General features: G+C 72.0%; 21 protein-coding genes. 11 read left to right on the top strand and 10 right to left on the bottom strand.

The window, feature by feature from the left end:
• Positions 1-248 precede the first annotated feature (248 nt).
• The 3 genes from IE145_RS15830 to IE145_RS15840 all read left to right on the top strand — a co-directional run bounded on the left by IE145_RS15830 (position 249) and on the right by IE145_RS15840 (position 4095).
• Positions 249-1346: a thiamine ABC transporter substrate-binding protein gene (locus IE145_RS15830; protein ID WP_189525677.1), complete on the top strand. Its 1098-nt coding sequence runs from the start codon at positions 249-251 to the stop codon at positions 1344-1346.
• A gap of 86 nt (positions 1347-1432) precedes the next feature.
• On the top strand, positions 1433-3049 hold the full coding sequence (locus IE145_RS15835; RefSeq protein ID WP_189525751.1) for an ABC transporter permease: 1617 nt from the start codon (positions 1433-1435) through the stop codon (positions 3047-3049).
• A gap of 5 nt (positions 3050-3054) precedes the next feature.
• On the top strand, positions 3055-4095 hold the full coding sequence (locus tag IE145_RS15840) for an ABC transporter ATP-binding protein (protein ID WP_189525678.1): 1041 nt from the start codon (positions 3055-3057) through the stop codon (positions 4093-4095).
• On the opposite strand, the gene IE145_RS15845 is transcribed toward IE145_RS15840, so the two are convergent.
• Both IE145_RS15845 and IE145_RS15850 read right to left on the bottom strand, forming a co-directional pair.
• A complete protein-coding gene (locus tag IE145_RS15845; protein WP_189525679.1) occupies positions 4084-4752 on the bottom strand; it encodes a response regulator in 669 nt (222 codons plus the stop codon). The two genes, IE145_RS15840 and IE145_RS15845, sit on opposite strands and share 12 nt — an antisense overlap.
• The gene (locus tag IE145_RS15850; protein ID WP_189525680.1) at positions 4746-6002 is read right to left on the bottom strand and encodes a sensor histidine kinase; all 1257 of its coding nucleotides are present in this window, start codon (positions 6000-6002) and stop codon (positions 4746-4748) included. Before IE145_RS15850 ends, IE145_RS15845 begins: the two co-directional genes overlap by 7 nt.
• Before the next feature lie 141 nt (positions 6003-6143).
• Here IE145_RS15850 and IE145_RS15855 point away from each other — a divergent pair, with 141 nt between their 5' ends.
• The 3 genes from IE145_RS15855 (at position 6144) to IE145_RS15865 (ending at position 9125) form a co-directional block, all read left to right on the top strand.
• Complete coding sequence (locus IE145_RS15855) at positions 6144-7355, top strand: glycosyltransferase 87 family protein (RefSeq protein ID WP_189525681.1); 1212 nt, start codon at positions 6144-6146, stop codon at positions 7353-7355.
• Entirely contained in the window at positions 7352-8548 is a 1197-nt protein-coding gene (locus IE145_RS15860; RefSeq protein WP_189525682.1) for a glycosyltransferase family 4 protein, read from the top strand. The genes IE145_RS15855 and IE145_RS15860 overlap by 4 nt, the downstream gene beginning before the upstream one ends.
• A 121-nt stretch (positions 8549-8669) precedes the next feature.
• Positions 8670-9125, top strand: coding sequence for an SRPBCC family protein (locus IE145_RS15865; RefSeq protein WP_189525683.1), 456 nt, complete (start codon positions 8670-8672; stop codon positions 9123-9125).
• 9 nt (positions 9126-9134) lie between these two features.
• Here IE145_RS15865 and IE145_RS15870 read toward each other — a convergent pair whose 3' ends face one another.
• The 4 genes from IE145_RS15870 to IE145_RS15885 form a co-directional block, all read right to left on the bottom strand.
• On the bottom strand, positions 9135-10292 hold the full coding sequence (locus IE145_RS15870) for a hypothetical protein (RefSeq protein WP_189525684.1): 1158 nt from the start codon (positions 10290-10292) through the stop codon (positions 9135-9137).
• Positions 10274-11011 (bottom strand): ABC transporter ATP-binding protein, encoded by a 738-nt coding sequence (locus IE145_RS15875; RefSeq protein ID WP_069739313.1) that lies wholly within the window; start codon positions 11009-11011, stop codon positions 10274-10276. Before IE145_RS15875 ends, IE145_RS15870 begins: the two co-directional genes overlap by 19 nt.
• Positions 11012-11226: 215 nt before the next feature.
• Positions 11227-12606, bottom strand: coding sequence for an aspartate aminotransferase family protein (locus IE145_RS15880; RefSeq protein WP_148902098.1), 1380 nt, complete (start codon positions 12604-12606; stop codon positions 11227-11229).
• Positions 12591-13082 carry an Lrp/AsnC family transcriptional regulator gene (locus tag IE145_RS15885; RefSeq protein WP_006127933.1) on the bottom strand — a complete coding sequence of 164 codons (492 nt, stop codon included), beginning with the start codon at positions 13080-13082 and terminating at the stop codon, positions 12591-12593. Before IE145_RS15885 ends, IE145_RS15880 begins: the two co-directional genes overlap by 16 nt.
• Positions 13083-13259: 177 nt before the next feature.
• Between IE145_RS15885 and IE145_RS15890 the strand changes: the two genes are divergently transcribed.
• From IE145_RS15890 to IE145_RS15900, 3 genes are all read left to right on the top strand, one after another.
• Positions 13260-14699, top strand: coding sequence for a gamma-aminobutyraldehyde dehydrogenase (locus IE145_RS15890; RefSeq protein WP_189525685.1), 1440 nt, complete (start codon positions 13260-13262; stop codon positions 14697-14699).
• Between the two features lie 167 nt (positions 14700-14866).
• Positions 14867-16030 carry a polyamine ABC transporter substrate-binding protein gene (locus tag IE145_RS15895; protein ID WP_189525686.1) on the top strand — a complete coding sequence of 388 codons (1164 nt, stop codon included), beginning with the start codon at positions 14867-14869 and terminating at the stop codon, positions 16028-16030.
• A gap of 54 nt (positions 16031-16084) precedes the next feature.
• Complete coding sequence (locus tag IE145_RS15900; RefSeq protein ID WP_189525687.1) at positions 16085-16627, top strand: hypothetical protein; 543 nt, start codon at positions 16085-16087, stop codon at positions 16625-16627.
• A 3-nt stretch (positions 16628-16630) separates the two neighbouring features.
• On the opposite strand, the gene IE145_RS15905 is transcribed toward IE145_RS15900, so the two are convergent.
• The 3 genes from IE145_RS15905 to IE145_RS15915 all read right to left on the bottom strand — a co-directional run bounded on the left by IE145_RS15905 (position 16631) and on the right by IE145_RS15915 (position 19309).
• Entirely contained in the window at positions 16631-17428 is a 798-nt protein-coding gene (locus IE145_RS15905) for an SAM-dependent methyltransferase (protein ID WP_189525688.1), read from the bottom strand.
• Positions 17429-17538: 110 nt separating this feature from the next.
• On the bottom strand, positions 17539-18252 hold the full coding sequence (locus IE145_RS15910) for a glycerophosphodiester phosphodiesterase (RefSeq protein ID WP_189525689.1): 714 nt from the start codon (positions 18250-18252) through the stop codon (positions 17539-17541).
• Positions 18253-18274: 22 nt separating this feature from the next.
• Positions 18275-19309: an adenosine deaminase gene (locus tag IE145_RS15915; RefSeq protein WP_189525690.1), complete on the bottom strand. Its 1035-nt coding sequence runs from the start codon at positions 19307-19309 to the stop codon at positions 18275-18277.
• Between the two features lie 121 nt (positions 19310-19430).
• Between IE145_RS15915 and IE145_RS15920 the strand changes: the two genes are divergently transcribed.
• The gene (locus IE145_RS15920) at positions 19431-20174 is read left to right on the top strand and encodes a DUF4190 domain-containing protein (protein ID WP_189525691.1); all 744 of its coding nucleotides are present in this window, start codon (positions 19431-19433) and stop codon (positions 20172-20174) included.
• Between the two features lie 163 nt (positions 20175-20337).
• Here the strand turns inward: IE145_RS15920 and ybiA are convergent, their stop codons facing one another.
• On the bottom strand, positions 20338-20895 hold the full coding sequence (gene ybiA, locus IE145_RS15925) for a riboflavin biosynthesis intermediates N-glycosidase (protein ID WP_189525692.1): 558 nt from the start codon (positions 20893-20895) through the stop codon (positions 20338-20340).
• A gap of 206 nt (positions 20896-21101) precedes the next feature.
• Between ybiA and IE145_RS15930 the strand changes: the two genes are divergently transcribed.
• Entirely contained in the window at positions 21102-22616 is a 1515-nt protein-coding gene (locus tag IE145_RS15930; RefSeq protein ID WP_189525693.1) for a gamma-aminobutyraldehyde dehydrogenase, read from the top strand.
• Positions 22617-22667: the final 51 nt, after the last annotated feature.

Here is a 22667-nt window from a genome sequence, read left to right on the forward strand (position 1 = left end):
GGGCGGGCGGCCGAAAACCGCCGGTGTAGCCTGGGCCCGAAATCAACTTCATATTCCGACAGGGGAGCGCCACAGCGCTGAGAGTGCGGCACCAAGGACAGGTTGGCCGCAGACCCTCTGAACCTCGCCCGGGTCATTCCGGGTAGGAAGTTCGGACCTTACTCAAGCTGTTGCGCCCTGCCCGCTTCCGGTTCGCCGGACAGCGGGCGGGGCCGCGTCTCTTCCTGGTCACCCCCAGGAGGAATCACATGAACACCACCACGAAGTACGCGGCGACCGCGCTCGCGGCGGCGCTCGGCGTCACCGTGCTCGCCGGCTGCGGCAGCGACGACGGCTCGGCGGGCTCCGGGGCGTCCAAGGGCAGCGGATCCAAGACCGTGACCCTGGTCAGCCACGACTCCTTCAACGTCTCGCAAGACGTGCTGAAGGCCTTCACGAAGGAGACCGGCTACACGGTCAAGACCCTCAAGAGCGGTGACGCCGGGGCCGCGCTCAACCAGGAGATCCTGACCAAGGGCTCCCCGCGCGGTGACGTCTTCTTCGGCGTCGACAACACCCTGCTCTCCCGTGCCCTCGACAACGGCCTCTTCACCGCGTACGAGGCCAAGGGCCTGGAGCGCCTCGCGCCGGACACGCAGACGGACGAGAAGCACCGCGTCACGCCCGTCGACACGGGTGACATCTGCGTCAACTACGACAAGAAGTACTTCGCCGACAAGAAGCTCGCCCCGCCGCAGACCTTCGCGGACCTGATCAAGCCCGCGTACAAGAACCTCCTCGTCACGGAGAACGCGGCCAGTTCCTCGCCCGGTCTCGGCTTCCTCCTCGGCACCGTCGCCGCCGAGGGCGAGGACGGCTACGAGGCGTACTGGAAGAAGCTGAAGGCCAACGGCGTCAAGGTCGTCGACGGCTGGGAGCAGGCGTACAACGAGGAGTTCTCCGGCTCCGCCGGCGGCAAGAAGGCCAAGGCCGACCGGCCGCTCGTCGTCTCCTACGCCTCCAGCCCGCCCGTCGAGGTGCTCTACGCCGACCCGCAGCCGAAGGAGGCCCCCACCGGGGTCGCCACCGGCACCTGCTTCCGGCAGACCGAGTACGCCGGGCTGCTCACCGGGGCGAAGAACGAGGCGGGCGGCAAGGCGCTGCTGGACTTCATGATCAGCAAGACGTTCCAGGAGGACATGCCGCTGAACATGTTCGTCAACCCGGTCGTGACGGACGCCGAGCTGCCGGAGCTGTTCACGGAGCACGGCGAGAAGGTCGACACGCCTCCCACCGTCGCGCCCGAGAAGATCGCCGCCAACCGTGAGCAGTGGATCCAGTCGTGGCAGTCGCTGGTCCTGAAGTAGGGATCGAGAAGAAGGCCGTCCGGCCCGCCGGCAGCGGGTCCGGGCGGCGGTCCGGACGGCGCGGAGCCGCCGTGCGGCTCGGCCTGATGGCCGTGCCCGTCGCGTTCTTCGCGGTGTTCTTCGCCTATCCCGTGACCGCCATCGTCGGCCGCGGGCTCAAGGCGGAGGGCGACTGGCAGTTCGGGCGGATCGGCGAGGTGCTGAGCCGCCCGGACATCCTCGACGTCCTCTGGTTCACCACCTGGCAGGCCCTCGCCTCGACCGCGCTCACCCTGCTGATCGCCCTGCCCGGGGCGTATGTCTTCGCCCGCTTCGACTTCCCGGGCAAACAGGTGCTGCGGGCGGTCGTCACCGTGCCGTTCGTGCTGCCCACCGTCGTCGTCGGCACCGCGTTCCTGGCGCTGCTCGGGCGCGGCGGTCTCCTCGACGAGCTGTGGGGCGTCCGCCTCGACACCACCGTGTGGGCGATCCTGCTGGCCCACGTCTTCTTCAACTACGCCGTGGTCGTCCGGACGGTGGGCGGGCTCTGGTCCCAGCTCGACCCGCGCCAGGAAGAGGCCGCCCGGGTGCTGGGGGCCGGGCGGTTCGCCGCGTTCCGCCGGGTGACACTGCCCGCGCTGGCCCCGGCCGTGGCCGCCGCCGCGCTGATGGTCTTCCTCTTCACCTTCACCTCCTTCGGCGTCGTACAGATCCTCGGCGGACCGGCGTACTCCACCCTGGAGGTGGAGATCTACCGGCAGACCGCGCAACTGCTGGACCTGCCGACCGCCGCCGTGCTGACCCTGGTGCAGTTCGCCGCGGTCGGCGGAATCCTCGCCGTGCACGCCGCGACCGTACGCCGCCGGGAACGGGCGCTGAAGCTCGTCGACCCGGCGCAGACCTCCCGCCGGCCGCGCGGAGCCGGACAGTGGGCGCTGCTCGGCGGCGTACTGCTCACGGCACTGCTGCTGATCCTGCTGCCGCTCGGTGTGCTGGTGGAACGGTCCTTCGATGGCCCTGGGGGTTACGGCTTCGGCTACTACGAGGCCCTCCAGACGGTCGGGGCGGGCGGCTCCTCCACCTTCCTGGTGCCGCCGCTGGAGGCCGTCGGCAACTCCCTGCGGTACGCGCTCGTCGCGACGCTCATCGCCCTCGTCGTCGGCGGGCTCGCGGCGGCGGCCCTGACCCGGCGGGCCGGACGGCTGGTCCGGGGCTTCGACGCGCTGCTGATGCTGCCCCTCGGGGTCTCCGCCGTGACCGTCGGCTTCGGCTTCCTGATCACCCTGGACAAGCCGCCGCTGGACCTGCGGACCTCCTGGATCCTGGTCCCGCTGGCCCAGGCGCTGGTCGGCGTCCCCTTCGTCGTCCGGACCATGCTGCCCGTGCTGCGGGCCGTCGACGACCGGCTGCGGGAGGCGGCCGCCGTGCTGGGGGCATCCCCGCTGCGGGCCTGGCGGGAGGTCGATCTGCCGCTGGTCCGGCGGGCGGTGCTGGTCGCGGCGGGCTTCGCGTTCGCCGTCTCCCTCGGGGAGTTCGGCGCGACGGTCTTCATCGCCCGGCCCGACAACCCGACCCTGCCGGTCGCCGTGGCCCGGCTGCTGGGCCGGTCGGGGGAGCTCAACTACGGGCAGGCGATGGCCCTGAGCACGATTCTGATGCTGGTGTGCGCGGTGTCGCTGCTGCTCCTGGAGCGCATCCGCACCGACCGATCCGGGGAGTTCTGAACGACATGCTGAGCTTGCAGGCCGCCACCGTACGGTTCGGGGAGCGGGCCGCGCTCGACGCGGTCGACCTGGAGGTCGACGACCACCGGATCGTCTGTGTGCTGGGGCCCAGCGGCAGCGGGAAGTCCACCCTGCTGCGGGCCGTCGCCGGGCTCCAGCCCATGGACGGCGGCCGGGTCCTGCTGGCCGGACAGGACCAGGCGGGCGTCCCGGTGCACCGGCGCGGGCTCGGCCTGATGTTCCAGGACCACCAGCTCTTCCCGCACCGGGACGTCGGCGCCAACGTCGCCTTCGGGCTGCGCATGCACGGCACCGGACGGGCCGAGACGAACGCCCGGGTCCGTGAACTCCTGGAGCTGGTCGGCCTGCCGGGCGCGGAACGCCGGGCCGTGGCGGCCCTCTCCGGCGGCGAACAGCAGCGCGTCGCCCTGGCCCGCGCGCTCGCCCCGCGCCCGAAACTGCTGATGCTCGACGAGCCCCTCGGTCAGCTCGACCGGAGCCTGCGCGAACGGCTCGTCGTGGAACTCCGGACGCTCTTCCAAGAGTTGGGTACGACCGTGCTGGCCGTCACGCACGACCAGGGCGAGGCGTTCGCGCTCGCCGACCGGGTCGTCGTCATGCGGGACGGCCGGATCGCGCAGGAGGGCACCCCGCTGGACGTCTGGCAGCGCCCCGCCTCCGCGTTCGTCGCCCGGTTCCTCGGCTTCGACAACGTCACCCCGGCGACGGTCACCGGCCAGGCGGCCGCCACCGCCTGGGGCAAGGTCCCGGTGCCCGAGGGCTCCCCGCAGGGCGAGGCCGACCTGCTGGTCCGGCCCGCCGGGGTCCGGATCGGCGCTCCCGAGGACGGCCTGCGCTGCACGGTCGGCGTCCGCACCTTCCGGGGGAACCACGTGACCGTACGGCTGCTGCCCGAGAACGCGCCGGTGCTGGAGGCCGAATGCGCCCTGCGGGACACCCCGGACGAGGGCGCGGTCGTGGGCGTCCGCTTCGACGCGGCGGAGACGGTGGTGCTGGCAGGGGCCGGGAAGCCTTCAGGGGCCTGAGGTCCCCGCCACCACCAGACCCAGTTCGTACGCCAGGATCACCGCCTGCGCCCGGTCCCGCAGCCCCATCTTCGCGAACAGCCGGTTGATGTGGGTCTTCACCGTGTGGTCGGTGATGGTCAGCCGGTCGGCGATGTCCGCGTTGGACAGCCCCCGGGCGATCAGGACGAGCACCTCGGCCTCGCGCGCGGTCAGCCCCTCGATCGAGCGCTTCGGCGGAGCGCTGACCCGCTGCCGGGCGAACTCCGCGATCAGCCGCCCGGTGATCTCGGGAGCCAGCAGCGCGTGGCCCTCCGCCACCACCCGTACGGCGTGCAGCAGTTCGGGAAATGTCGCGTCCTTCAGCAGGAAGCCGCTGGCTCCGGCGGTGAGGGCGTCGTACACGTACTCGTCCAGGCCGAACGTCGTCAGCATCAGCGCCCTGGTCGCCCCGTTCGACGCCGCGACGATCTCGCGCGCCGCGTCGATGCCGCCGAGCCGGGGCATCCGGATGTCCAACAGAGCCACATCGGGCCGCAGTTCGGCCGCGCCGAGCACGGCCTGTTCGCCGTCCTCCGCCTCCCCGACCACCTCGATGTCGTCCTGCGTGTTCAGCAGACCGGAGAACGCCGTCCGGACGACGGCCTGGTCGTCGGCCACCAGCACCCGGATCACCACGGCAGCTCCGCCTGCACGAGAAAGCCGCCGGCCGGGCCCCGAGCGGTGGTGAGCGCCCCTCCGAGCAGGGAGGCCCGTTCGGCCATGCCCACCAGCCCGTGCCCCGCCCGCCCGGTGTCACCCGACGGCTCGGGTCCCGGTCCGTCATCGCTCACGCGTACCGTCAACAGGCGCGTTCCGTAGTGGAGTTCCACGACCGAATGCGCACCCGGGGCGTGCCGCCGGGCGTTCGTCAGGGCCTCCTGGACGATCCGGTACGCCGACAGCTCCCAGGACGCGGGCAGCGGGACCCGCTCGCCGCTGATCCGCAGCTCGGCCGCGCCGCCCACCGCCCGGTGCTGGCCGAGGAGGTCGTCGAGACCCGCCAGCGAGGGCTGCGGGGCGGTGAGCGGGGCCGGTGACGTGTCGTCGCCCGTCCGCAGCACCCCCAGCAGCCTCCGCAGCTCCGCCATCGAGGAACGTGCGGTGCCCGCGATCTCCTGGAAGGCGTCCCGCGCCGGGGGTGAGAGGTCCGGGGTCGTGTACGTGGCGCTCTCGGCCCGCACCGCGATCACCGACACCGAATGGGCGATCATGTCGTGCAACTCCCTCGCGATCGCCGCCCGTTCCGCCTCGGCCGCCTGCCGCCGCTCCATCTCCAGCAGCCGGGACTGGGCGGCCGCCCGGGTGTGCCGGGTCTCCTCGCGCGCCCGCACCGCGTCCCCGGTGCTCACCGCGCCCAGGACCATCACCGTGAGCACCAGTGTCTCGGCGTACAGCCCGAGACTGAACCGGTCGGTCCCCTGGAGCGCGGGCAGCCCGGGTGAGCCGTCCCGGGCCCACCGGTCGATGTGCACCAGGTTGACCGTCAGCGCCGCCAGCGAACCGGCCAGCACGAGCATCGCCGGATGCTGCACCCGGTGCCGCCCCAGGGTGTAGCAGCCGATCAGGGACCCGGTGATGGTCGCGTACGCCATGTTGCCGTCGGTCGCGAAGCTCAGCAGGGCCGCGCCCACGGTCAGGAACCCGACGGCGGGCCAGGTCGCCCGCAGCGCCAGCGAGGCCGTACAGACCACCACCCCGAACGCCGTGACCGCCGAACCCGGTACGAGGGCCAGCTCCACCACGGCGAAGAGCGTCAGCCCCGCCGCGGTCAGCCAGGCGTACGAGGGGGCCGCCGCCCAGTGCCGCAGCCGTCGCCGCACCCCGCGGACCGGCGGCGGGGCTTCGGGGGTGGCGGCCGGGCGGTCCGGCGTGATGGTGCGCGTCATACGGAGATTCTTCGTCACCGCCGGGCCGGGCGCATCGGAGCACGGGTGGAATTGCCCGGGCCCCGTCATGCCACGGGTTGAGCCCGAGGACCGGAGGGTGGTGTGACGATCCGTGAACGGCCCGTTCCTAGCCTCGGATCCATGGCAACGACCACGCCCCTCACCCCTCCTGACCAGCGCAGAAAGCCGCCACCGATCCCCTCCGGCGCTCTCTGGTGGGCGGTGTGCTCGGCCGCCGCCCTGGGGCTCGCCGCCTGCTCCTCGCTCGGCCCGCACCGCGTCTGGGGAGCCACCGCCGCGCTCGGCTACCTGTCCGCCGCGCTGCTCTCCGTAGGCGGGCGGAGCCCCCGTGCGGCCGGCGCGGTCGCCGTCGCCGGGTCGGTTCTGCTGCCGCTGCTGTGGCTTCTCGCCGTGGAACGGGCCCAGTTGGAGGTGCGGGTGGTCGCGCGATCGGCCGGGCTCCTGCTCGCCGAGGGGACACCGTACCTCCAACGGCCGCTGGTGCCGGAGGACTTCAACCCGTATCTCCCGGGCATGGCCGTCTTCGGGCTGCCGGAGGCCGTGGCCGGGACCGGTCCGGTCACCGACCCCCGGTTGTGGATGGGCGCGGCGTTCCTCGCGGCGTTCGCGCTCGCTCTTCCGGCCGGGTCCCGGAGCGCGCCGCTGCGGTGGATCGCCGCCTGCCCGCTGGTCGCGCTGCCGCTCGCGGTCGGGGGCGTCGATCTGCCGGTGGCCGGGCTGATGTGCCTCGGGCTCGCCCTCGCCGGGCGGGGGAGAGCGGGCGCTGCCGGGGTGGCCCTCGGTGTGGCCGCCGCCCTCAAATGGACGGCGTGGCCCGCGATTCCGGTGGCCCTGGCCCTGCTGGCGGTGGCCTCCCGGGCGGATCGCGGGGAGGGCCGCCGCCCGGCCGAACGCGCCGCCCGGCGCTGCGGGCTCGTCGCCCTGCTCACCGCCGCCGCCCTCGTCCTGCCCGCAGCGCTGCGCGCCCCGGCCGCTTTCCGGGCCCATGTCGTCGAGTTCCCGCTCGGGCTGACCGACGCGGTCTCGTCCGCCGCGAGCCCGCTCCCCGGCCATCTGCTGGCCACCCACGTCCCCGGCGGCCGCACGCTCGCCCTTCTGCTGCTCGGGGTGAGCGCCCTCCTCCTCGCCCTCTCTCTTCTCCTCCGGCCCCCGGAGACACCGGCGGACGCGGCGGCGAGGCTCGCGCTCGGGCTGCTCCTGGCCATCGCGTTCATGCCCGCGAGCCGGTTCGGCTATCTGGTGCACCCGCTGGTCCTCGCGGTGTGGGCGGCGGTCCGGGAGACACCCGGCCGCCCCTGGCTCCTCCGCGTACGGAAGCGGGTGTCCCGATGACCGGCCGCCGCACCCTCGTGGTGACCAACGACTTCCCGCCGCGCCAGGGCGGCATCGAGACCTTCGTCCGGGCGATGACCGACCGGTTCCCCGCGGACTCCGTCGTCGTCTGCACCTCCGCCGAACCCGGAGCCGCCGCCCCTGACGCGGCCCTGCCCTACCCGGTGTTCCGGGATCCGGCCCGGACGCTGCTGCCCGTCCCGCGTGTCGCCGCCCGCGCCGCCGAACTAGCCCGCCGCCACGGCTGCGACAGCGTCTGGTTCGGGGCCGCCGCCCCGCTCGGGCTCATGGCGGACCGGCTGCGCAGGGAGAGCGGGGTGCGGCGGGCCGTCGCCACGACGCACGGGCACGAGGTGTGGTGGGCCCGGACCCCGGGGGCCCGGGCCCTGCTGCGGCGGATCGGGGAGCGTACGGACGCGGTGACCTACCTGGGCGCGGCGACCCGTCCGCCTACCGCCGCCGCGCTCGGCCCGGCCGCCGCCCGCCGCATGGTGCGACTGGCACCGGGCGTGGACGCGAAGGCCTTCGCCGTACGGCCGGGAGCGCGCGACGCCGTACGCGAACCGGCACGCGACGGCGTACGGGAAGGGCCGCTCGATCCGGTCTGCGGCATCCGCGAGCGGTACGGGCTCGGCGGGCGGCCGGTGATCCTCTGCGTGGCGCGGCTCGTCCCACGCAAGGGGCAGGACACCCTGATCCGCGCCCTCCCCGCCGTCCTGCGCGCGGTGCCCGACGCCGTACTCCTGCTGACCGGCGACGGACCGTACGCCCGGACCCTGCACCGGCTCGCCGCCGCCACCGGGGTCGCGGACGCGGTGGTCCTCGCCGGCGGACGCCCGCACCCGGAGATGCCCGGGCACTACGCCGCCGCCGACGTCTTCGCCATGCCCTGCCGCACCCGCAGGGGCGGCCTGGAAGTGGAGGGACTCGGGATCGTCTTCCTGGAGGCGGCGGCGGCCGGGCTGCCGGTTCTCGTCGGCGATTCGGGCGGCGCGCCGGACGCCGTACGGGACGGGGAGACGGGGTACCTGGTCGACGGACGGGACACGGCCGCCGTCGCGTACCGGCTCGTCACGCTGCTGCGGGACCGGGCGGCGGCCGCGGCGATGGGGGATAAGGGCCGGGCCTGGGTCCGCGAGGCGTGGGGGTGGGACGGCGCGTACGAGACCCTGGCCGGGCTGCTGCGGCCCTGACCGCGTGCCGTACGCCGCGACAGCGCGCCCCGGGCCCGGCAAGCTGGAGGTCCGGAGCTTCTGAACCCGTACCCGTACGCCGTACGGCACCGACAGTGACAGCGACGAAGGACCGTGAACCATGACCGGTGGCACCCGCGAGGGCATCGACCTCACCCGCGTCCTCGACGCCCCGCAGCAGCGGGTCTTCGCGGCCTGGACGTCACCGGAGGACTTCGCCGCCTGGTACGGAGGCGAGGCGGACGTCCCGCTGGACCGGGTGGCGATGGACGTACGGCCCGGGGGCTCGTGGAGCCTGGTCATCGTGATGCCGGGCGTCGAGATGCCCTTCCACGGGGTCTATCGCGAGGTGAGCGAGCCCGACGGGCTCGTCTTCACGCTGAAGGACGGCTCCGCCCCCGAGGACGCCGAGGGCGAGACCGTGACCGTCACCTTCAGCGACCTCGGGGGCGGCCGGACCGAGCTGGCCTTCCAGCAGCGCGGCGGGAACCTCACCGCCGAGCAGTACGCGGCGGCCGAGGACGGCTGGGAGTCCTTCTTCGACGCCCTCGCCGCCCGACTCGCGGCCCGCCCCTGACGCGGTTCCCTACGCCAGCGGAAGCGCCGCGAGCTGCGCGATCACCCAGGTCAGCGGGGCGAACAGGGCCAGCAGCGCGCCCGCCCGCAGCAGCGTCGCCCGGCGCAGCGTGGCCGCCGGGGCGCCCATCCTGAGCAGCGCCCGCGCCGTGTGGGCCCGGGCGTGCTTGGCCTCCAGCGCCGAGGTCAGCAGCGTCGCCGTCGTACAGCCGAGGACCAGTACGGCGCCGAGTGCGGTGAGCGGACCGTACGGGCGCTCATCGCCCCCGTACAGCGCCGAAGCGGCGACCGCGGCGGACACCACCGCGCAGACGATGCCGAGCGGGCGGCCGATCCGGCGCGCCTCGTCCATCAGCACCCGGCCCGCCAGCAGCCGTACGGCCCCGGGGCGCACCGCCTGCAAGGCACGGCCGCACAGATACGTCAGGCTCGGTCCGGCCATCGCCAGCCCGACCGCGGTCAGCGTCCACCCGACCAGCACCGCCACCGGGGTGGAGTCGTACCGTCCGGGCAGCGGGAACGCGTTCCCGGACGGACCCCGGGAGGCGATCGCCTCGACCGCGAGTCCGGCCGCCGTCAGCGCCACGCCCCAGGGGAGCCCGGCGGGGGCCGGTGCGGGCTCCGGGAGCTCCTCGGAGCCGAAGGTGTCCCGCGCCGGGTCGGGCCGCGACCGCAGCGCCAGCGCGCTCGCCGTCGACGCGGCCACCGGCACGAGCGCCAGCAGCATCAGGGCGGCGGCCAGCGGCAGCGGCGTGCCCGCGCCGAGGAACTCCGCCGCGCCCCCGTCGAACGGCATTCCGGTCAGATCGCCGCGCAGATGCAGGAAGAAGAGCAGCGCCACGGCGGAGCCGAGCGTGGTGGAGACGGCCGTGGAGACCGCGGCCAGGGCGGACAGCCGGACCGGGCCGAGGCCCAGCGAGGAGAGGCCCGGCCGGGGCCGGGTGCTCGGGTCGGTCCGGGCCACCGCCACGGCGAACTGCACGGTGGCGGCCAGCGGCACGAAGCACCACAGCAGCCGCAGCACCGAACCGGCGGACGCCGGGTGCGCGGCGGCGTACCCGAGGGCGCACAGGAGGAGGAATCCGACACCGGCCGACGCGGCGGCCACCAGCAGCCGCCGGACCAGGACGAGGGGATGGGAACCGCGGGCTAGACGGAGAGCGAGCACGCCGCGCGGCCCTCCGCTTCCGGTTTCGAAGGCAGGGTGACGGTGGCGACGCAGCGGCCGTCCAGCAGGGGCACGGTGCGGTCGGCGAGCGCCGCGACCTCCGCGTCATGGGTGGCCAGCACGACGGTGATGCCGTGCGAGCGGGCCGCCGTGGTGAAGGTGCGCAGCACCTGGGCGCGGTCCGCGCGGTGCAGGGTCGCGGTGGGCTCGTCCGCGAAGATCACGGTCGGTGCGCCGCACAGGGCGCGGGCCACGGAGATCCGCTGGCGCTGCGCCTGGAGCAGGGCGTGCGGCCGCTTCTTGGCGAACGGGGCGATGTCCAGGCGCTCCAGCCACTCGGTGGCGGCCTTCCTGGCGGCCCGGTGCGAGACGCCGCGCAGCAGCAGGGGCAGCGCGGTGTTCTCCCAGACGGTCAGCTCCGGGACCAGCTCGGGATCGGCGGAGATCCAGCCGAAGCGTTCCCGGCGCAGCTGTTCGCGGACCCGGGGGGCCATGGTGTGGACGGGGACGCTGTTGAACCAGACCTCGCCCTCCTGGGGCACGAGCCGGCCCGAGAGGCAGTGCAGCAGCGTCGTCTTGCCGCTGCCGCGCGGGCCGGTGACGGCGAGGATCTCCGCGTCCCGGACGCCGATGGAGACACCGCCGAGACCGGGCGATCCGTTGTGGGAGTGGTGCAGTGAACGCGCCCAGATCACGTCGTTGTCCGGCGGGGCCACCATGGCGTACACCTCGGTTCAGGTCAGATTTCCCGTCCCCCGTACGGGGGAACGAAGACGCGGCCGATCGGTCACTGGGCACCGTAGATAGTCGGACCGGTCCGGGAGCACGGCACGCGGCCCGGATACGCCCCTTGTCACTCGAAGGGGCGTATCCGGGCCGCGTGGACCGATGAAATGACCGCTGGGCGGCTATCGGCCGGGGGACCTGGTGGCGGTCAGAGCTTCGTCCAGGCCTCCGTGAGGACGGCCCGCAGGATGCCCTCGATCTCGTCGAACGTCGACTGGTCCGAGATCAGCGGCGGGGCGAGCTGGATGACCGGGTCGCCGCGGTCGTCGGCCCGGCAGTAGAGGCCGTTCTCGAACAGCGCCTTGGAGAGGAAGCCGTACAGGACGCGCTCGGTCTCCTCGTCGGTGAACGTCTCCTTGGTCGCCTTGTCCTTCACGAGCTCGATGCCGTAGAAGTACCCGTTGCCGCGGACGTCGCCGACGATCGGCAGGTCGTGCAGCTTCTGGAGCGTGGTGAGGAAGGCGTTCTCGTTGTCGAGGACGTGCTGGTTGAGGTTCTCGCGCTCGAAGATGTCGAGGTTGGCCAGGCCCACCGCGGCGGAGACCGGGTGGCCGCCGAAGGTGTAGCCGTGCAGGAAGGTGTTGCCGCCCTCGTAGAACGGCTCCGCGATCCGGTCGGAGACGATGCAGGCTCCGATCGGGGAGTAGCCCGAGGTCATGCCCTTGGCGCAGGTGATCATGTCCGGCACGTAGCCGAACTTGTCGCAGGCGAAGATCGTGCCGAGTCGGCCGAAGGCGCAGATGACCTCGTCGGAGACGAGCAGCACGTCGTACTTGTCGCAGATCTCGCGGACCCGCTGGAAGTAGCCGGGCGGCGGCGGGAAGCAGCCGCCCGCGTTCTGCACGGGCTCCAGGAAGACGGCCGCGACGGTCTCGGGGCCCTCGAAGAGGATCTCCTGCTCGATCTGGTCGGCGGCCCAGCGTCCGAAGGCCTCCGGGTCGTCGCCGAAGAGCGGGGCGCGGTAGATGTTGGTGTTCGGCACCTTGTGCGCGCCGGGGACCAGCGGCTCGAAGGGGGCCTTCAGGGCCGGCAGGCCGGTGATGGACAGCGCGCCCTGCGGGGTGCCGTGGTAGGCGACGGCACGCGAGATGACCTTGTACTTGGTCGGCCGGCCCTTGAGCTTGAAGTACTGCTTGGCCAGCTTCCAGGCGGTCTCGACGGCCTCGCCGCCACCGGTGGTGAAGAAGACCTTGTTGAGGTCGCCCGGGGCGTAGTCGGCGAGCCGCTCGGCCAGCTCGACGGCCTTCGGGTGGGCGTAGGACCACACCGGGAAGAAGGCGAGCTCCTGGCCCTGCTTGTACGCCGTCTCGGCGAGCTCGTGACGACCGTGACCGGCGTTGACCACGAACAGGCCGGAGAGGCCGTCCAGGTAGCGCTTGCCCTTGTCGTCGAAGATGTACGTTCCCTCGCCACGCACGATGGTGGGAACGGGCGCGTTCTCGTAGTCCGACATGCGGGTGAAGTGCATCCACAGGTGGTCGTACGCGGTTCGGCTGAGGTCCTTGCTCACGGCTATCGGGTTCCCCACATATAGGTCTGCTTCTTGAGCTTCAGGTAGACGAAGCTCTCGGTGGAGCGCACGCCGGGAAGGGTCCGGATGCGTTTGTTGATCGTCTCCAGCAGGTGGTCGTCGTCCTCGCAGACGATCTCCACCATCAGGTCGAAGGAGCCCGCGGTCATGACCACGTACTCGCACTCGGCCATGGCCGACAGGGCTTCGGCCACCGGGTCGAGGTCACCCTCGACATTGATGCCGACCATCGCCTGGCGCCGGAATCCCACGGTGAGCGGGTCCGTGACGGCGACGATCTGCATCACGCCCTGGTCGAGCAGCTTCTGGACGCGCTGACGCACGGCCGCTTCGGAGAGGCCCACGGCCTTGCCGATCGCGGCGTACGGACGCCGTCCGTCCTCCTGGAGCTGCTCGATGATCGCGAGGGAGACGGCATCGACCGCCGACGGTGATCCGTTCCCTGTTCTGGAGTCTGCGCTGCGACTGGCCACGCATCCACCATGCACCGCTCCTCGTCTGTCTCGCAACCCCAGATCGATGAAATTCGTTGAGTGAACGCTTGGATGCGACTGAATCCGAAGTTGCGGGCTGTTGGGTATGTCGAAAGCGTCGCCGAAGCGATTAGGGTGGGTGTCTCACCCATCGGACAGCCGACAGGAGGGGTGGTTGTGACCACCGAGGTGCGCCGTCTGCGCAACTACATCAACGGAGAGTTCCGGGACGCCGCGGACGGGCGGACCATCGATGTGGTCAGCCCGGTGACGGAAGAGGTCTACGCAACCTCGCCGCTCTCGGGCCAGGCCGATGTCGATGCCGCCATGGAGGCCGCAGCGGCGGCCTTCCCCGCCTGGCGTGACACCACGCCCGCCGAGCGCCAGAAGGCCCTGCTCAAGATCGCGGACGCCTTCGAGGAGCGGGCCGAGGACCTCATCGCCGCCGAGTCGGAGAACACCGGCAAGCCGATCGGCCTCACCCGCAGCGAAGAGATCCCGCCGATGGTGGACCAGATCCGCTTCTTCGCGGGAGCCGCCCGGCTGCTGGAGGGCCGCTCGGCCGGCGAGTACATGGAGGGCCTGACCTCCATCATCCGCCGCGAGCCGGTCGGCGTCTGCGCCCAGGTCGCGCCGTGGAACTACCCGATGATGATGGCCGTGTGGAAGTTCGCCCCGGCGCTCGCCGCGGGCAACACGGTCGTCATCAAGCCGTCCGACACCACCCCGGCGTCGACGGTCCTCATGGCCGAGATCATCGGGCAGATCCTGCCCAAGGGCGTCTTCAACGTCCTGTGCGGCGACCGGGACACCGGCCGCGCCATGGTCGAGCACCCGACCCCGGCGATGGCCTCCATCACCGGTTCGGTACGGGCCGGCATGCAGGTCGCCGAGTCCGCCGCCAAGGACGTCAAGCGCGTCCACCTGGAGCTCGGCGGCAAGGCGCCCGTCGTGGTCTTCGAGGACGCCGACATCGCCAAGACGGTCTCGGGCGTCTCCGAGGCGGGCTTCTTCAACGCGGGCCAGGACTGCACGGCCGCCACCCGCGTGCTGGTCCACGAGTCGATCCACGACGAGTTCGTCACCGCGCTCGCCAAGGCCGCCGCCGACACGAAGACCGGGCAGCCGGACGACGAGGACGTGGCGTACGGCCCGCTCAACAACGCCAACCAGCTCAAGCAGGTCAGCGGCTTCATCGAGCGGCTCCCCGCCCACGCCAAGGTCGAGGCGGGCGGCCACCGGGTCGGCGACAAGGGCTACTTCTACGCCCCGACCGTCGTCTCCGGCCTGAAGCAGGACGACGAGATCATCCAGAACGAGGTCTTCGGCCCCGTCATCACCGTCCAGTCCTTCAGCGACGAGGACCAGGCCGTCACGTACGCCAACGGCGTCGAGTACGCGCTCGCCTCCTCGGTCTGGACGCAGAACCACTCCCGCGCCATGCGCATGTCCAAGAACCTCGACTTCGGCTGTGTGTGGATCAACACCCACATCCCGCTGGTCGCCGAGATGCCGCACGGCGGATTCAAGAAGTCCGGCTACGGCAAGGACCTCTCCGCGTACGGCTTCGAGGACTACACCCGCATCAAGCACGTCATGACGTCCATCGAGGACTGATCCCGGAATCGTCGTCGCGGTCGTACGGCCCCGGGCTCCGGCCCGGGGCCGTACGCGTGTCTGGACAAGGTGTGCGGGGCGGACCGGCTCGGCTGGACGCTTGGTCCATTGTCCGCGCCGGCGCCGACCGGCATTCTGCGCGGGTGCGAGCGATCAGGAAGAACCCCATGTCCCGCCGTTCCCTGCTGCGCGCCCTCGGGGCGGGAGCGGCCGGTGCCACCCTGGCCGGCTGCGGGGTGCCCGCGGCGTTCGTCGAGCCGGGGGACCGGGCCGGGCACGACAGTTCGGCCACCGACCCCACCCTGCACTTCGCCAACTGGCCGCTCTACATCGACACCGACGACGAGGACGAGTCGAAGCGCCCCACCCTGGACGCCTTCTCGCGGCGGACGGGGATCTCGGTGACGTACACCGAGGAGATCAACGACAACGACGAGTTCTTCGGGAAGATCAGCCCCGCGCTGATGAACCACCAGCAGACCGGCCGGGACCTGATCGTCATCAGCGACTGGATGGCCGCCCGCTTCGTCCGCCTCGGCTGGGTCCAGGAGATGGACCGGGCGAAACAGCCCAACGTCGCCACGTACCTCGACCCCCAACTGCGCACCCCCGCCTTCGACGAGGGGCGCCGCCACAGCGTCCCCTGGCAGTCCGGCATCACCGGCATCGCCTACAACCGCAAGAAGCTCGGCCGCGAGATCCGGTCCACGGGCGACCTGTGGGCGGACGACCTGCGCGGCCGGGTCACCCTGCTCTCCGGGCTCGACGAGTCGTTCGCCCTGCTCATGCAGGGCAATGGCGTCGACATCACCCGCTGGACGGCCGACGACTTCCACGAGATCTGCGAGCAGACCGAGAAGCGGGTCCGCGCCAAGCACATCCGCCGCTTCACCGGCAACGACTACATCAAGGACCTCGCCACCGGCGATGTGCTCGCCTGCCAGGCATACTCCGGCGACGTCATCCAACTCCAGGCCGACAACCCGGACATCGAGTTCGTCGTCCCCGAGGAGGGGGCCGAACTATGGGCGGAATCCCTGATGATCCCCAACCTCGCCCGCCACAAGCGCAACGCGGAGCGCCTGGTGGACCACTACTACGACCCCGAGGTCGCCGCCGAACTCGCCGCCTGGGTCAACTACGTCTGCCCGGTCCCCGCCGCCCGGGACGTCCTCGCCTCCGCCAAGGACGAGGAGACGGCCGCACTCGCCGAGGATCCCCTGATCTTCCCCGACGACGCGATGCGCGAACGGCTCGCCATCGCCCGCGACATCACCTCCGAGGAGCGGATGGACTTCACCAAGAAATGGAACGGCATCGTCGGCTTGTGAAGCGCTGACAGGGGTGCCGTAAAGAGGCGGTAAACACGGGCGTACGCTGCGGATATGAGCGAAAGACAGGCCCTCACACGGGGGATACGCAGGTGGCTGGTCTTCTTCATCGTCTGTCTGGTGCTGAGCGGGCTCACGGCCTTCCCGCTCGTCACCGAACTCCGCTGGACACAGGAGCTGCTGAGCGCCTCCGCCTCCCCGGTCCCCGAGCACTTCCCCGGTCTGATGGAGTGGATCACCCGGGTCAGCGAAGGTCTCGACACCATCGACCGCGAGCAGCCCTTCATGCTGTACGGCACCGACTGGCTGGCCTTCGCCCACCTGGTCATCGCGGTCGCCTTCTACGGCCCCTACCGCGACCCGGTCCGCAACATCTGGGTCATCGAGTTCGGCATGATCGCCTGCGCCGGGATCATCCCGCTCGCCCTGATCTGCGGCCCGATCCGCGGGATCCCGTTCTGGTGGAGCGTCATCGACATGTCCTTCGGGGTCTTCGGAGTCGTCCCGCTGCTGATCGTCCGCCGCATGATCAAGCGGCTGGAGGTGCTGGAGCGGGCGGCCGCCGCGAACCCGGCGCCCGTTCCCGCGGCCACCTGAGCCTCACGGCTTCCGGGCCACCGCACCGAACTGCGCGACCTCCGGCTCCCGCGGGTTCGTCCGCCAACGGGAGCAGGAGACGATCCCCGGCTCCATGATCTCCAGACCGTCCAGGAACGAGGCGAACTCCTCGCGGCTGCGGGCGGTGATGGGCGGGGTGGCGTTCTCGTTCCAGAAGCGCATCGCGGCCTCGTTGCCCCCACCGCCCAGCTCCAGCGTCGGATGCGTCAGCACCAGATGGCTGCCCGACGGCACGGCCGCCATCAGCGTCCGCACGATGGACCGGGCCTCGTCCGTGTCCAGCACGAAGTTCAGGATGCCGAGCATCATCACCGCGACGGGCCGCCCCAGGTCCAGGGTGGGCTGGGCGGCCCGCAGGATCTGCTCGGGGCGGTGCGCGTCCGCGTCGACGTACTCGGTCGCGCCCTCCAGCGAACTGGTCAGCAGGGCGCGGGCATGGGCCAGCACGATCGGATCGTTGTCGACATAGACGATGCGCGCGTGCGGTGCGGTGTGCTGCGCGATCTCATGGGTGTTGTTCCCGGTCGGCAGCCCGGTGCCGACGTCGAGGAACTGGTCGACTCCCACGTCGCCCGCCAGATGGCGCACCGCCCGGCCGAGGAACGCCCGGTCCGCGCGGGCCACTTCACCGATGCTCGGATACATCCCGGTGACCCGGTCGCCCACGGCCCGGTCCACCGGGTAGTTGTCCTTGCCGCCCAGCCAGTAGTTCCACACCCGCGCGTTGTGCGCGATGTCGGAACGTATCCGGGCGGGGGCTGTCTGCGGGCGGGGGTCCATGGCGGCTGCTCCTCGATGGCAAAGAGGCCCGCATGCCGCGGGGGTGGCGCGGCCGGCGGGCGGTGCGGGCTCTGGTGTGGTCCTGCGGACCCTCCATCATGCCGGACCGATCAAGAGCCCCCGCGCCCGGGCGAGTTGGCGAGCAACCGGTGGAGGGTGTCGATCCGGTTGGTGGTGATCGAGTCGACGCCCCGGTCGATCAGCCGACGCATCGTGCGCTTCGTGTCGGCCGTCCACGCGGAGACGAGCAGCCCGTCCCGGTGCGCCCGGTCCACCAGCTCACGGCTGATCAGCCCGAAGCGGTAGTTCAGCCAGCGCGGCCTCACCGCGGCCAGCAGCTCCGGGCGCGGCGGGGCCAGCGTGGTCCAGGTCAGGGCGATCTCGGCGGACGGGTCGGCGGCGCGCACCCGCAGCATCGCTTCCGAGTTCGCGCAGTAGTAGGCCCGCTCGCCCGCCCCGCACTCGCGGACCGTCCCCACGATCTTCCTCACCGAGGCGTCCGTGGAGCCGGGCAGATCCACCATCACCCGGTGCGCCCCGGCGGCGAGCAGCGCCTCGCGGAGCGTGGGCACCCCGCCGCCGGTCAGCTCCTTCAGCTCCGCGTGGTCGATCGTCTCCAGCCGCCGGTCATGGCCCCACAGCCGCTCCAGCGTCGCGTCGTGCAGCAGGACCGGCACCCCGTCGCGGGTCACCCGTACGTCGATCTCGACCGCGTCCGCCCCCCGTTCGAGGGCGGAGCGGATCGAGGGCAGGGTGTTCTCGCGGGCGAGATACGGGTCGCCGCGGTGGGCCACGGCGGTGACGCGGGTTTCGGTGTCGGCCATGAGGCCATTGTGACGACCGGGGTCAGCGGCCGGGGGGCCGGAGCCAGTTCGCCGTGTACGTGTCGATCTCCTCGGCCAGCTTCCGCTTGCCCGTCGGGTCCAGGAACGAGGCCTCCACGGCGTTCTTCGCGAGGTCCGCGATCCCGCGCTCGTCCAGCTCCAGCAGCCGGGCGGCCACCGCGTACTCGTTGTTGAGGTCGGTGCCGAACATCGGCGGGTCGTCGCTGTTGACCGTCACCAGCACGCCCGCCCGGACCATCTCGCGGATCGGGTGGCGCTCGATGTCGGTGACCGCGCGGGTGGCGATGTTCGACGTCGGGCAGACCTCCAGGGCGATCCGGTGCTCGGCCAGGTGCTCCAGCAGCTTCGGGTCCCGCACGGAGCTGGTGCCGTGGCCGATGCGCTCGGCGCGCAGCGCGGTCAGCGCGTCCCAGATCGTCTGCGGCCCGGTGGTCTCCCCGGCGTGCGGCACGGAGTGCAGGCCCTCGGCGATGGCCCGGTCGAAGTAGGGCTTGAACTGCGGGCGGTCCACCCCGATCTCGGGCCCGCCGAGCCCGAAGGAGACGAGCCCCTCGGGCCGGTGCTCCACCGCGAGCCGCACGGTCTCCTCGGCCGACTGGAGCCCGGCCTCGCCCGGAATGTCGAAGCACCAGCGCAGGACCACGCCCAGCTCGGCCTCCGCGGCCTTGCGGGCGTCCTCGATGGCCTCCATGAACCCGGCCTCGGGGATGCCCCGGCGCGTCGAGCTGAACGGGGTCACGGTCAGCTCCGCGTACCGGATGTTCTGCCGGGCCATGTCCCGCGCCACCTCGAAGGTGAGCAGCCGGACGTCCTCCGGGGTGCGGACCAGGTCCACCACCGACAGGTAGACCTCGATGAAGTGCGCGAAGTCGGTGAAGGTGAAGTAGTCGACCAGCGCCTCCGGGTCCGTGGGGACCTTGGAGTCCGGGTGGCGGGCGGCCAACTCCGCGACGATGCGGGGCGAGGCCGACCCGACGTGGTGGACATGGAGCTCGGCCTTGGGCAGCCCGGCGATGAAGGGGTGCGGATCGGTCATCGGAAATCTCCAGGTTCGGCGTGACGTCGGCCGGGCGTACCGGCCGCACCGATCATCGCAGGCGGGGTCCGGGCCCGTCGGGCCTGGCCGTAGCATGACGGGACCACGATGGGGGAGGCCCATGTCAGACAACACAGAGCAGCCCGGGGGCGGGGCCGCGCCGCGCGATCCGTGGGCACCGCCGGACAGCACCAGGGTGGATCTGGGCAAGCAGGGCGGACAGACGCCGCCACCCGCGTCACACACGCCGCCGCCCGCCGCACACACGCCACCGCCCGCGGTCCACGACCAGCCGACCGTGACGTCGATGCCGAGCGCCGGACCGGGGGACGGCACCGGCCCGATACCCCAGGCCGGCGGCTACGGGCCGGCGCCCTCGGACGTACCGCCGCCGCCGATCGGTCCGAACGGCCCCGGCCACGCGGCTCCACCGCCCGCCGCGCACTACGGCTATCCGGCCCCGCCCGCGCAGCCGTACGGCGGATACCCCGGCTACGGCGCCTACGGCGTCGGTCCGGCCGCCTGGGGCCCGGCGCCCAACAACGGTCTGGGCACGGCCGCCATGGTGATCGGCATCATCTCCGTGGTCGGCTTCTGCCTCTACGGCCTCAACATCATCCTCGGCATCCTCGCGCTGATCTTCGGCATCATCGGCCTCGGCCGTGCCAAGCGCGGCGAGGCCACCAACCGGGGCATGGCGCTGGCCGGGGTCATTCTCGGCTCCGTCGGCATCGTCGTCGGCGCGGCGATCCTCGGTGTGCTCATCTGGGCCGCCACGACTGCCGAGAGCGACGGCGATCGGGACTACGAGAGCGACTACGACGACCCGTTCGCCACGTCGCTGGTCGTCGAGGACAGGTCCTAGGACCTCGAACCTCGCCGTTACGACTACCGGCCGGGCAGGGAGCGATCCCCGCCCGGCCGGTAGTCGTATCGGCCCGGTTGATGCGTGGCGGAGGCGTCCCGGCGGGCACGGCTCCGGGCCTCGGCCCGACGTCCGCCTGCCCGCATCGGTGCAGCCCGACGCCTCACCCCGTCGCGCCCGCCCGCAGCTTCTCCCGGGCCTCCATCAGCGCGAAGCCCAGCAGATTCAGTCCCCGCCACTCCTGCGGCCGCTCCGCCCGCTCGTCGTCCGCCGCGAGCCCGATGCCCCAGATCCGGTCCACCGGGGACGCCTCCACCAGCACCCGGTCCCCGGTGGCCAGCAGATAGCCGGCCAGCTCCGGGTCCTGCCCGAACTTGTGCACGCTGCCCGCCACCACCAGGGCGAACCGCTCCCGTATCCACACGTCCTCGTCGAAGCCGCGCACCAGCCGCCCGGCCTTCTTCGCCGCGGCCGGGCTCTTCGCGGTCACCGCCGCCGCCTCGGCCTCCGGATCGCCGAAGAGCCGCGCCTTGCCCGCCATCATCCAGTGCTCGGCGCTCGCATACGTCACCCCGTCCACCGTGAACGGCGACGGCCACCACTGGCTCAGGCAACCGGCTCCCAGCCGTCCGTCCGGGCGCGGGCGGTGCCCCCAGAACGGCAGGTACTTCACCCGCTTGCCCCGCGCCACGTCCGCCAGAAGCTCATCGATCGATCCCATGCATGTGAGTGTGGCATCCGCCACTGACACTCCGTACGGGGATTTCCGCACCGACACGACACATGGTCGACAGATTCCGTCGCGTAACCAAAAGGCAACAACGGAATCACTTGTTGGGCGTGGACCCCTCTGTCAGGATCGGCACTCAATTCACGAAGGAGCTACGCCGACCCCGCCCAGCGGGTACAGCGGCGGAGGAGAGCGTCATGAGCAACGGCTTCCAGGTTCAGGACCGCTTCGCGGAAGGTGCGCAGTACATCGGCGGCAAGCTGCTCCCCGGCACGTCCGGCCGCCACCACGACATCGTGAACCCGGCGACCGGCGAGAGCGTGCTCCGCTACGAGCTGGCGGGCACCGAGGACGTGGACGCGGCCGTCGGCGCCGCCCGCGCCGCCTTCCCCGGCTGGTCCGGCGCCACCCCAGGCGAGCGCTCCGACGCCCTGCACCGCTTCGCCGCCGTTCTCGCCGAGCAGGCCGACGACTTCGCGTACGCCGAATCGCTCCAGTGCGGCAAGCCGATCAAGCTGTCCACCGAGTTCGACGTCCCCGGCACCGTCGACAACGCCGCCTTCTTCGCGGGCGCGGCCCGCCACCTGGAGGGCAAGGCCGCCGCCGAGTACGACGGCGACCACACCTCCTGCGTACGGCGCGAGGCGATCGGTGTCGTCGGCTCCATCGCCCCCTGGAACTACCCGCTCCAGATGGCCGCCTGGAAGATTCTCCCGGCCGTGGCGGCGGGCAACACCATCGTCCTCAAGCCCGCCGAACTCACCCCGCTCACCTCGCTGATGTTCGCCCAGGCCGCCACCGAGGCCGGTATCCCCGACGGCGTGATCAACATCGTCACCGGCGCGGGCAAGGAGGCCGGCGAGCACCTCGTCGGCCACCCCGACGTCGTGATGACCTCCTTCACCGGCTCCACCGCCGTCGGCAAGCGGGTCGCGGAGATCGCCACCGCCACCGTCAAACGCCTCCACCTGGAGCTGGGCGGCAAGGCCCCCTTCGTGGTCTTCGACGACGCCGACCTGGAGGCCGCCGTCCACGGCGCGGTCGCCGGATCGCTCATCAACACCGGCCAGGACTGCACCGCCGCCACCCGCGCCTACGTACAGCGCCCGCTGTACGACGCCTTCGTCCGCGATGTCGCCGCGCTCATGGAGACCGTCCGGCTCGGCGAGCCCTTCGCCGCCACCACCGACCTCGGCCCCCTCATCAGCCACGCCCAGCGCGACCGCGTCGCCGCCTTCGTCGAGCGCGCCCGCGGCTACGCCCGGGTCGTCACCGGCGGCGAGGCCCCGGGCGGCGACCTCGCCGACGGCGCGTACTACCGGCCGACCCTCATCGCGGACGCCGCCCAGGACAGCGAGGTCGTCCAGTCGGAGATCTTCGGCCCGGTCCTGGTCGTCCTCCCCTTCGACACCGACGACGAGGGCATCGCGCTCGCCAACGACACCCCGTACGGACTGGCCGCCTCCGCCTGGACCCGCGACCTGTACCGCGCGAACCGCGCCACCCGCGAGATCCAGGCGGGCTGTGTGTGGGTGAACGACCACATCCCGATCCTCTCCGAGATGCCGCACGGCGGATACAAGGCCAGCGGCTTCGGCAAGGACATGTCTGCGTACTCCTTCGAGGAGTACACGCAGGTCAAGCACGTCATGTACGACAACACTGCGGTCGCCCGCAAGGACTGGCACCGCACGATCTTCGGGGACCGATAGCAACTGCCGCACCAGCGGGGCCCCGTCCACCGCGACGGGCCCCGGCGGCCT

The sequence above is a fragment of the Streptomyces sindenensis genome, assembly GCF_014649035.1.
GTDB classification, from domain to species: domain Bacteria; phylum Actinomycetota; class Actinomycetes; order Streptomycetales; family Streptomycetaceae; genus Streptomyces; species Streptomyces sindenensis.

Bases quoted from the DNA above. Each gene is read 5' to 3' on its own strand.
- IE145_RS15830 (WP_189525677.1), top strand. From the start codon at position 249: ATGAACACCACCACGAAGTACGCGGCGACCGCGCTCGCGGCGGCGCTC.
- IE145_RS15835 (WP_189525751.1), top strand. From the start codon at position 1,433: ATGGCCGTGCCCGTCGCGTTCTTCGCGGTGTTCTTCGCCTATCCCGTG.
- IE145_RS15840 (WP_189525678.1), top strand. From the start codon at position 3,055: ATGCTGAGCTTGCAGGCCGCCACCGTACGGTTCGGGGAGCGGGCCGCG.
- IE145_RS15850 (WP_189525680.1), bottom strand. From the start codon at position 6,002: ATGACGCGCACCATCACGCCGGACCGCCCGGCCGCCACCCCCGAAGCC.
- IE145_RS15855 (WP_189525681.1), top strand. From the start codon at position 6,144: ATGGCAACGACCACGCCCCTCACCCCTCCTGACCAGCGCAGAAAGCCG.
- IE145_RS15860 (WP_189525682.1), top strand. From the start codon at position 7,352: ATGACCGGCCGCCGCACCCTCGTGGTGACCAACGACTTCCCGCCGCGC.
- IE145_RS15865 (WP_189525683.1), top strand. From the start codon at position 8,670: ATGACCGGTGGCACCCGCGAGGGCATCGACCTCACCCGCGTCCTCGAC.
- IE145_RS15875 (WP_069739313.1), bottom strand. From the start codon at position 11,011: ATGGTGGCCCCGCCGGACAACGACGTGATCTGGGCGCGTTCACTGCAC.
- IE145_RS15895 (WP_189525686.1), top strand. From the start codon at position 14,867: ATGTCCCGCCGTTCCCTGCTGCGCGCCCTCGGGGCGGGAGCGGCCGGT.
- IE145_RS15900 (WP_189525687.1), top strand. From the start codon at position 16,085: ATGAGCGAAAGACAGGCCCTCACACGGGGGATACGCAGGTGGCTGGTC.
- IE145_RS15905 (WP_189525688.1), bottom strand. From the start codon at position 17,428: ATGGACCCCCGCCCGCAGACAGCCCCCGCCCGGATACGTTCCGACATC.
- IE145_RS15910 (WP_189525689.1), bottom strand. From the start codon at position 18,252: ATGGCCGACACCGAAACCCGCGTCACCGCCGTGGCCCACCGCGGCGAC.
- IE145_RS15915 (WP_189525690.1), bottom strand. From the start codon at position 19,309: ATGACCGATCCGCACCCCTTCATCGCCGGGCTGCCCAAGGCCGAGCTC.
- IE145_RS15920 (WP_189525691.1), top strand. From the start codon at position 19,431: ATGTCAGACAACACAGAGCAGCCCGGGGGCGGGGCCGCGCCGCGCGAT.
- ybiA (WP_189525692.1), bottom strand. From the start codon at position 20,895: ATGGGATCGATCGATGAGCTTCTGGCGGACGTGGCGCGGGGCAAGCGG.
- IE145_RS15930 (WP_189525693.1), top strand. From the start codon at position 21,102: ATGAGCAACGGCTTCCAGGTTCAGGACCGCTTCGCGGAAGGTGCGCAG.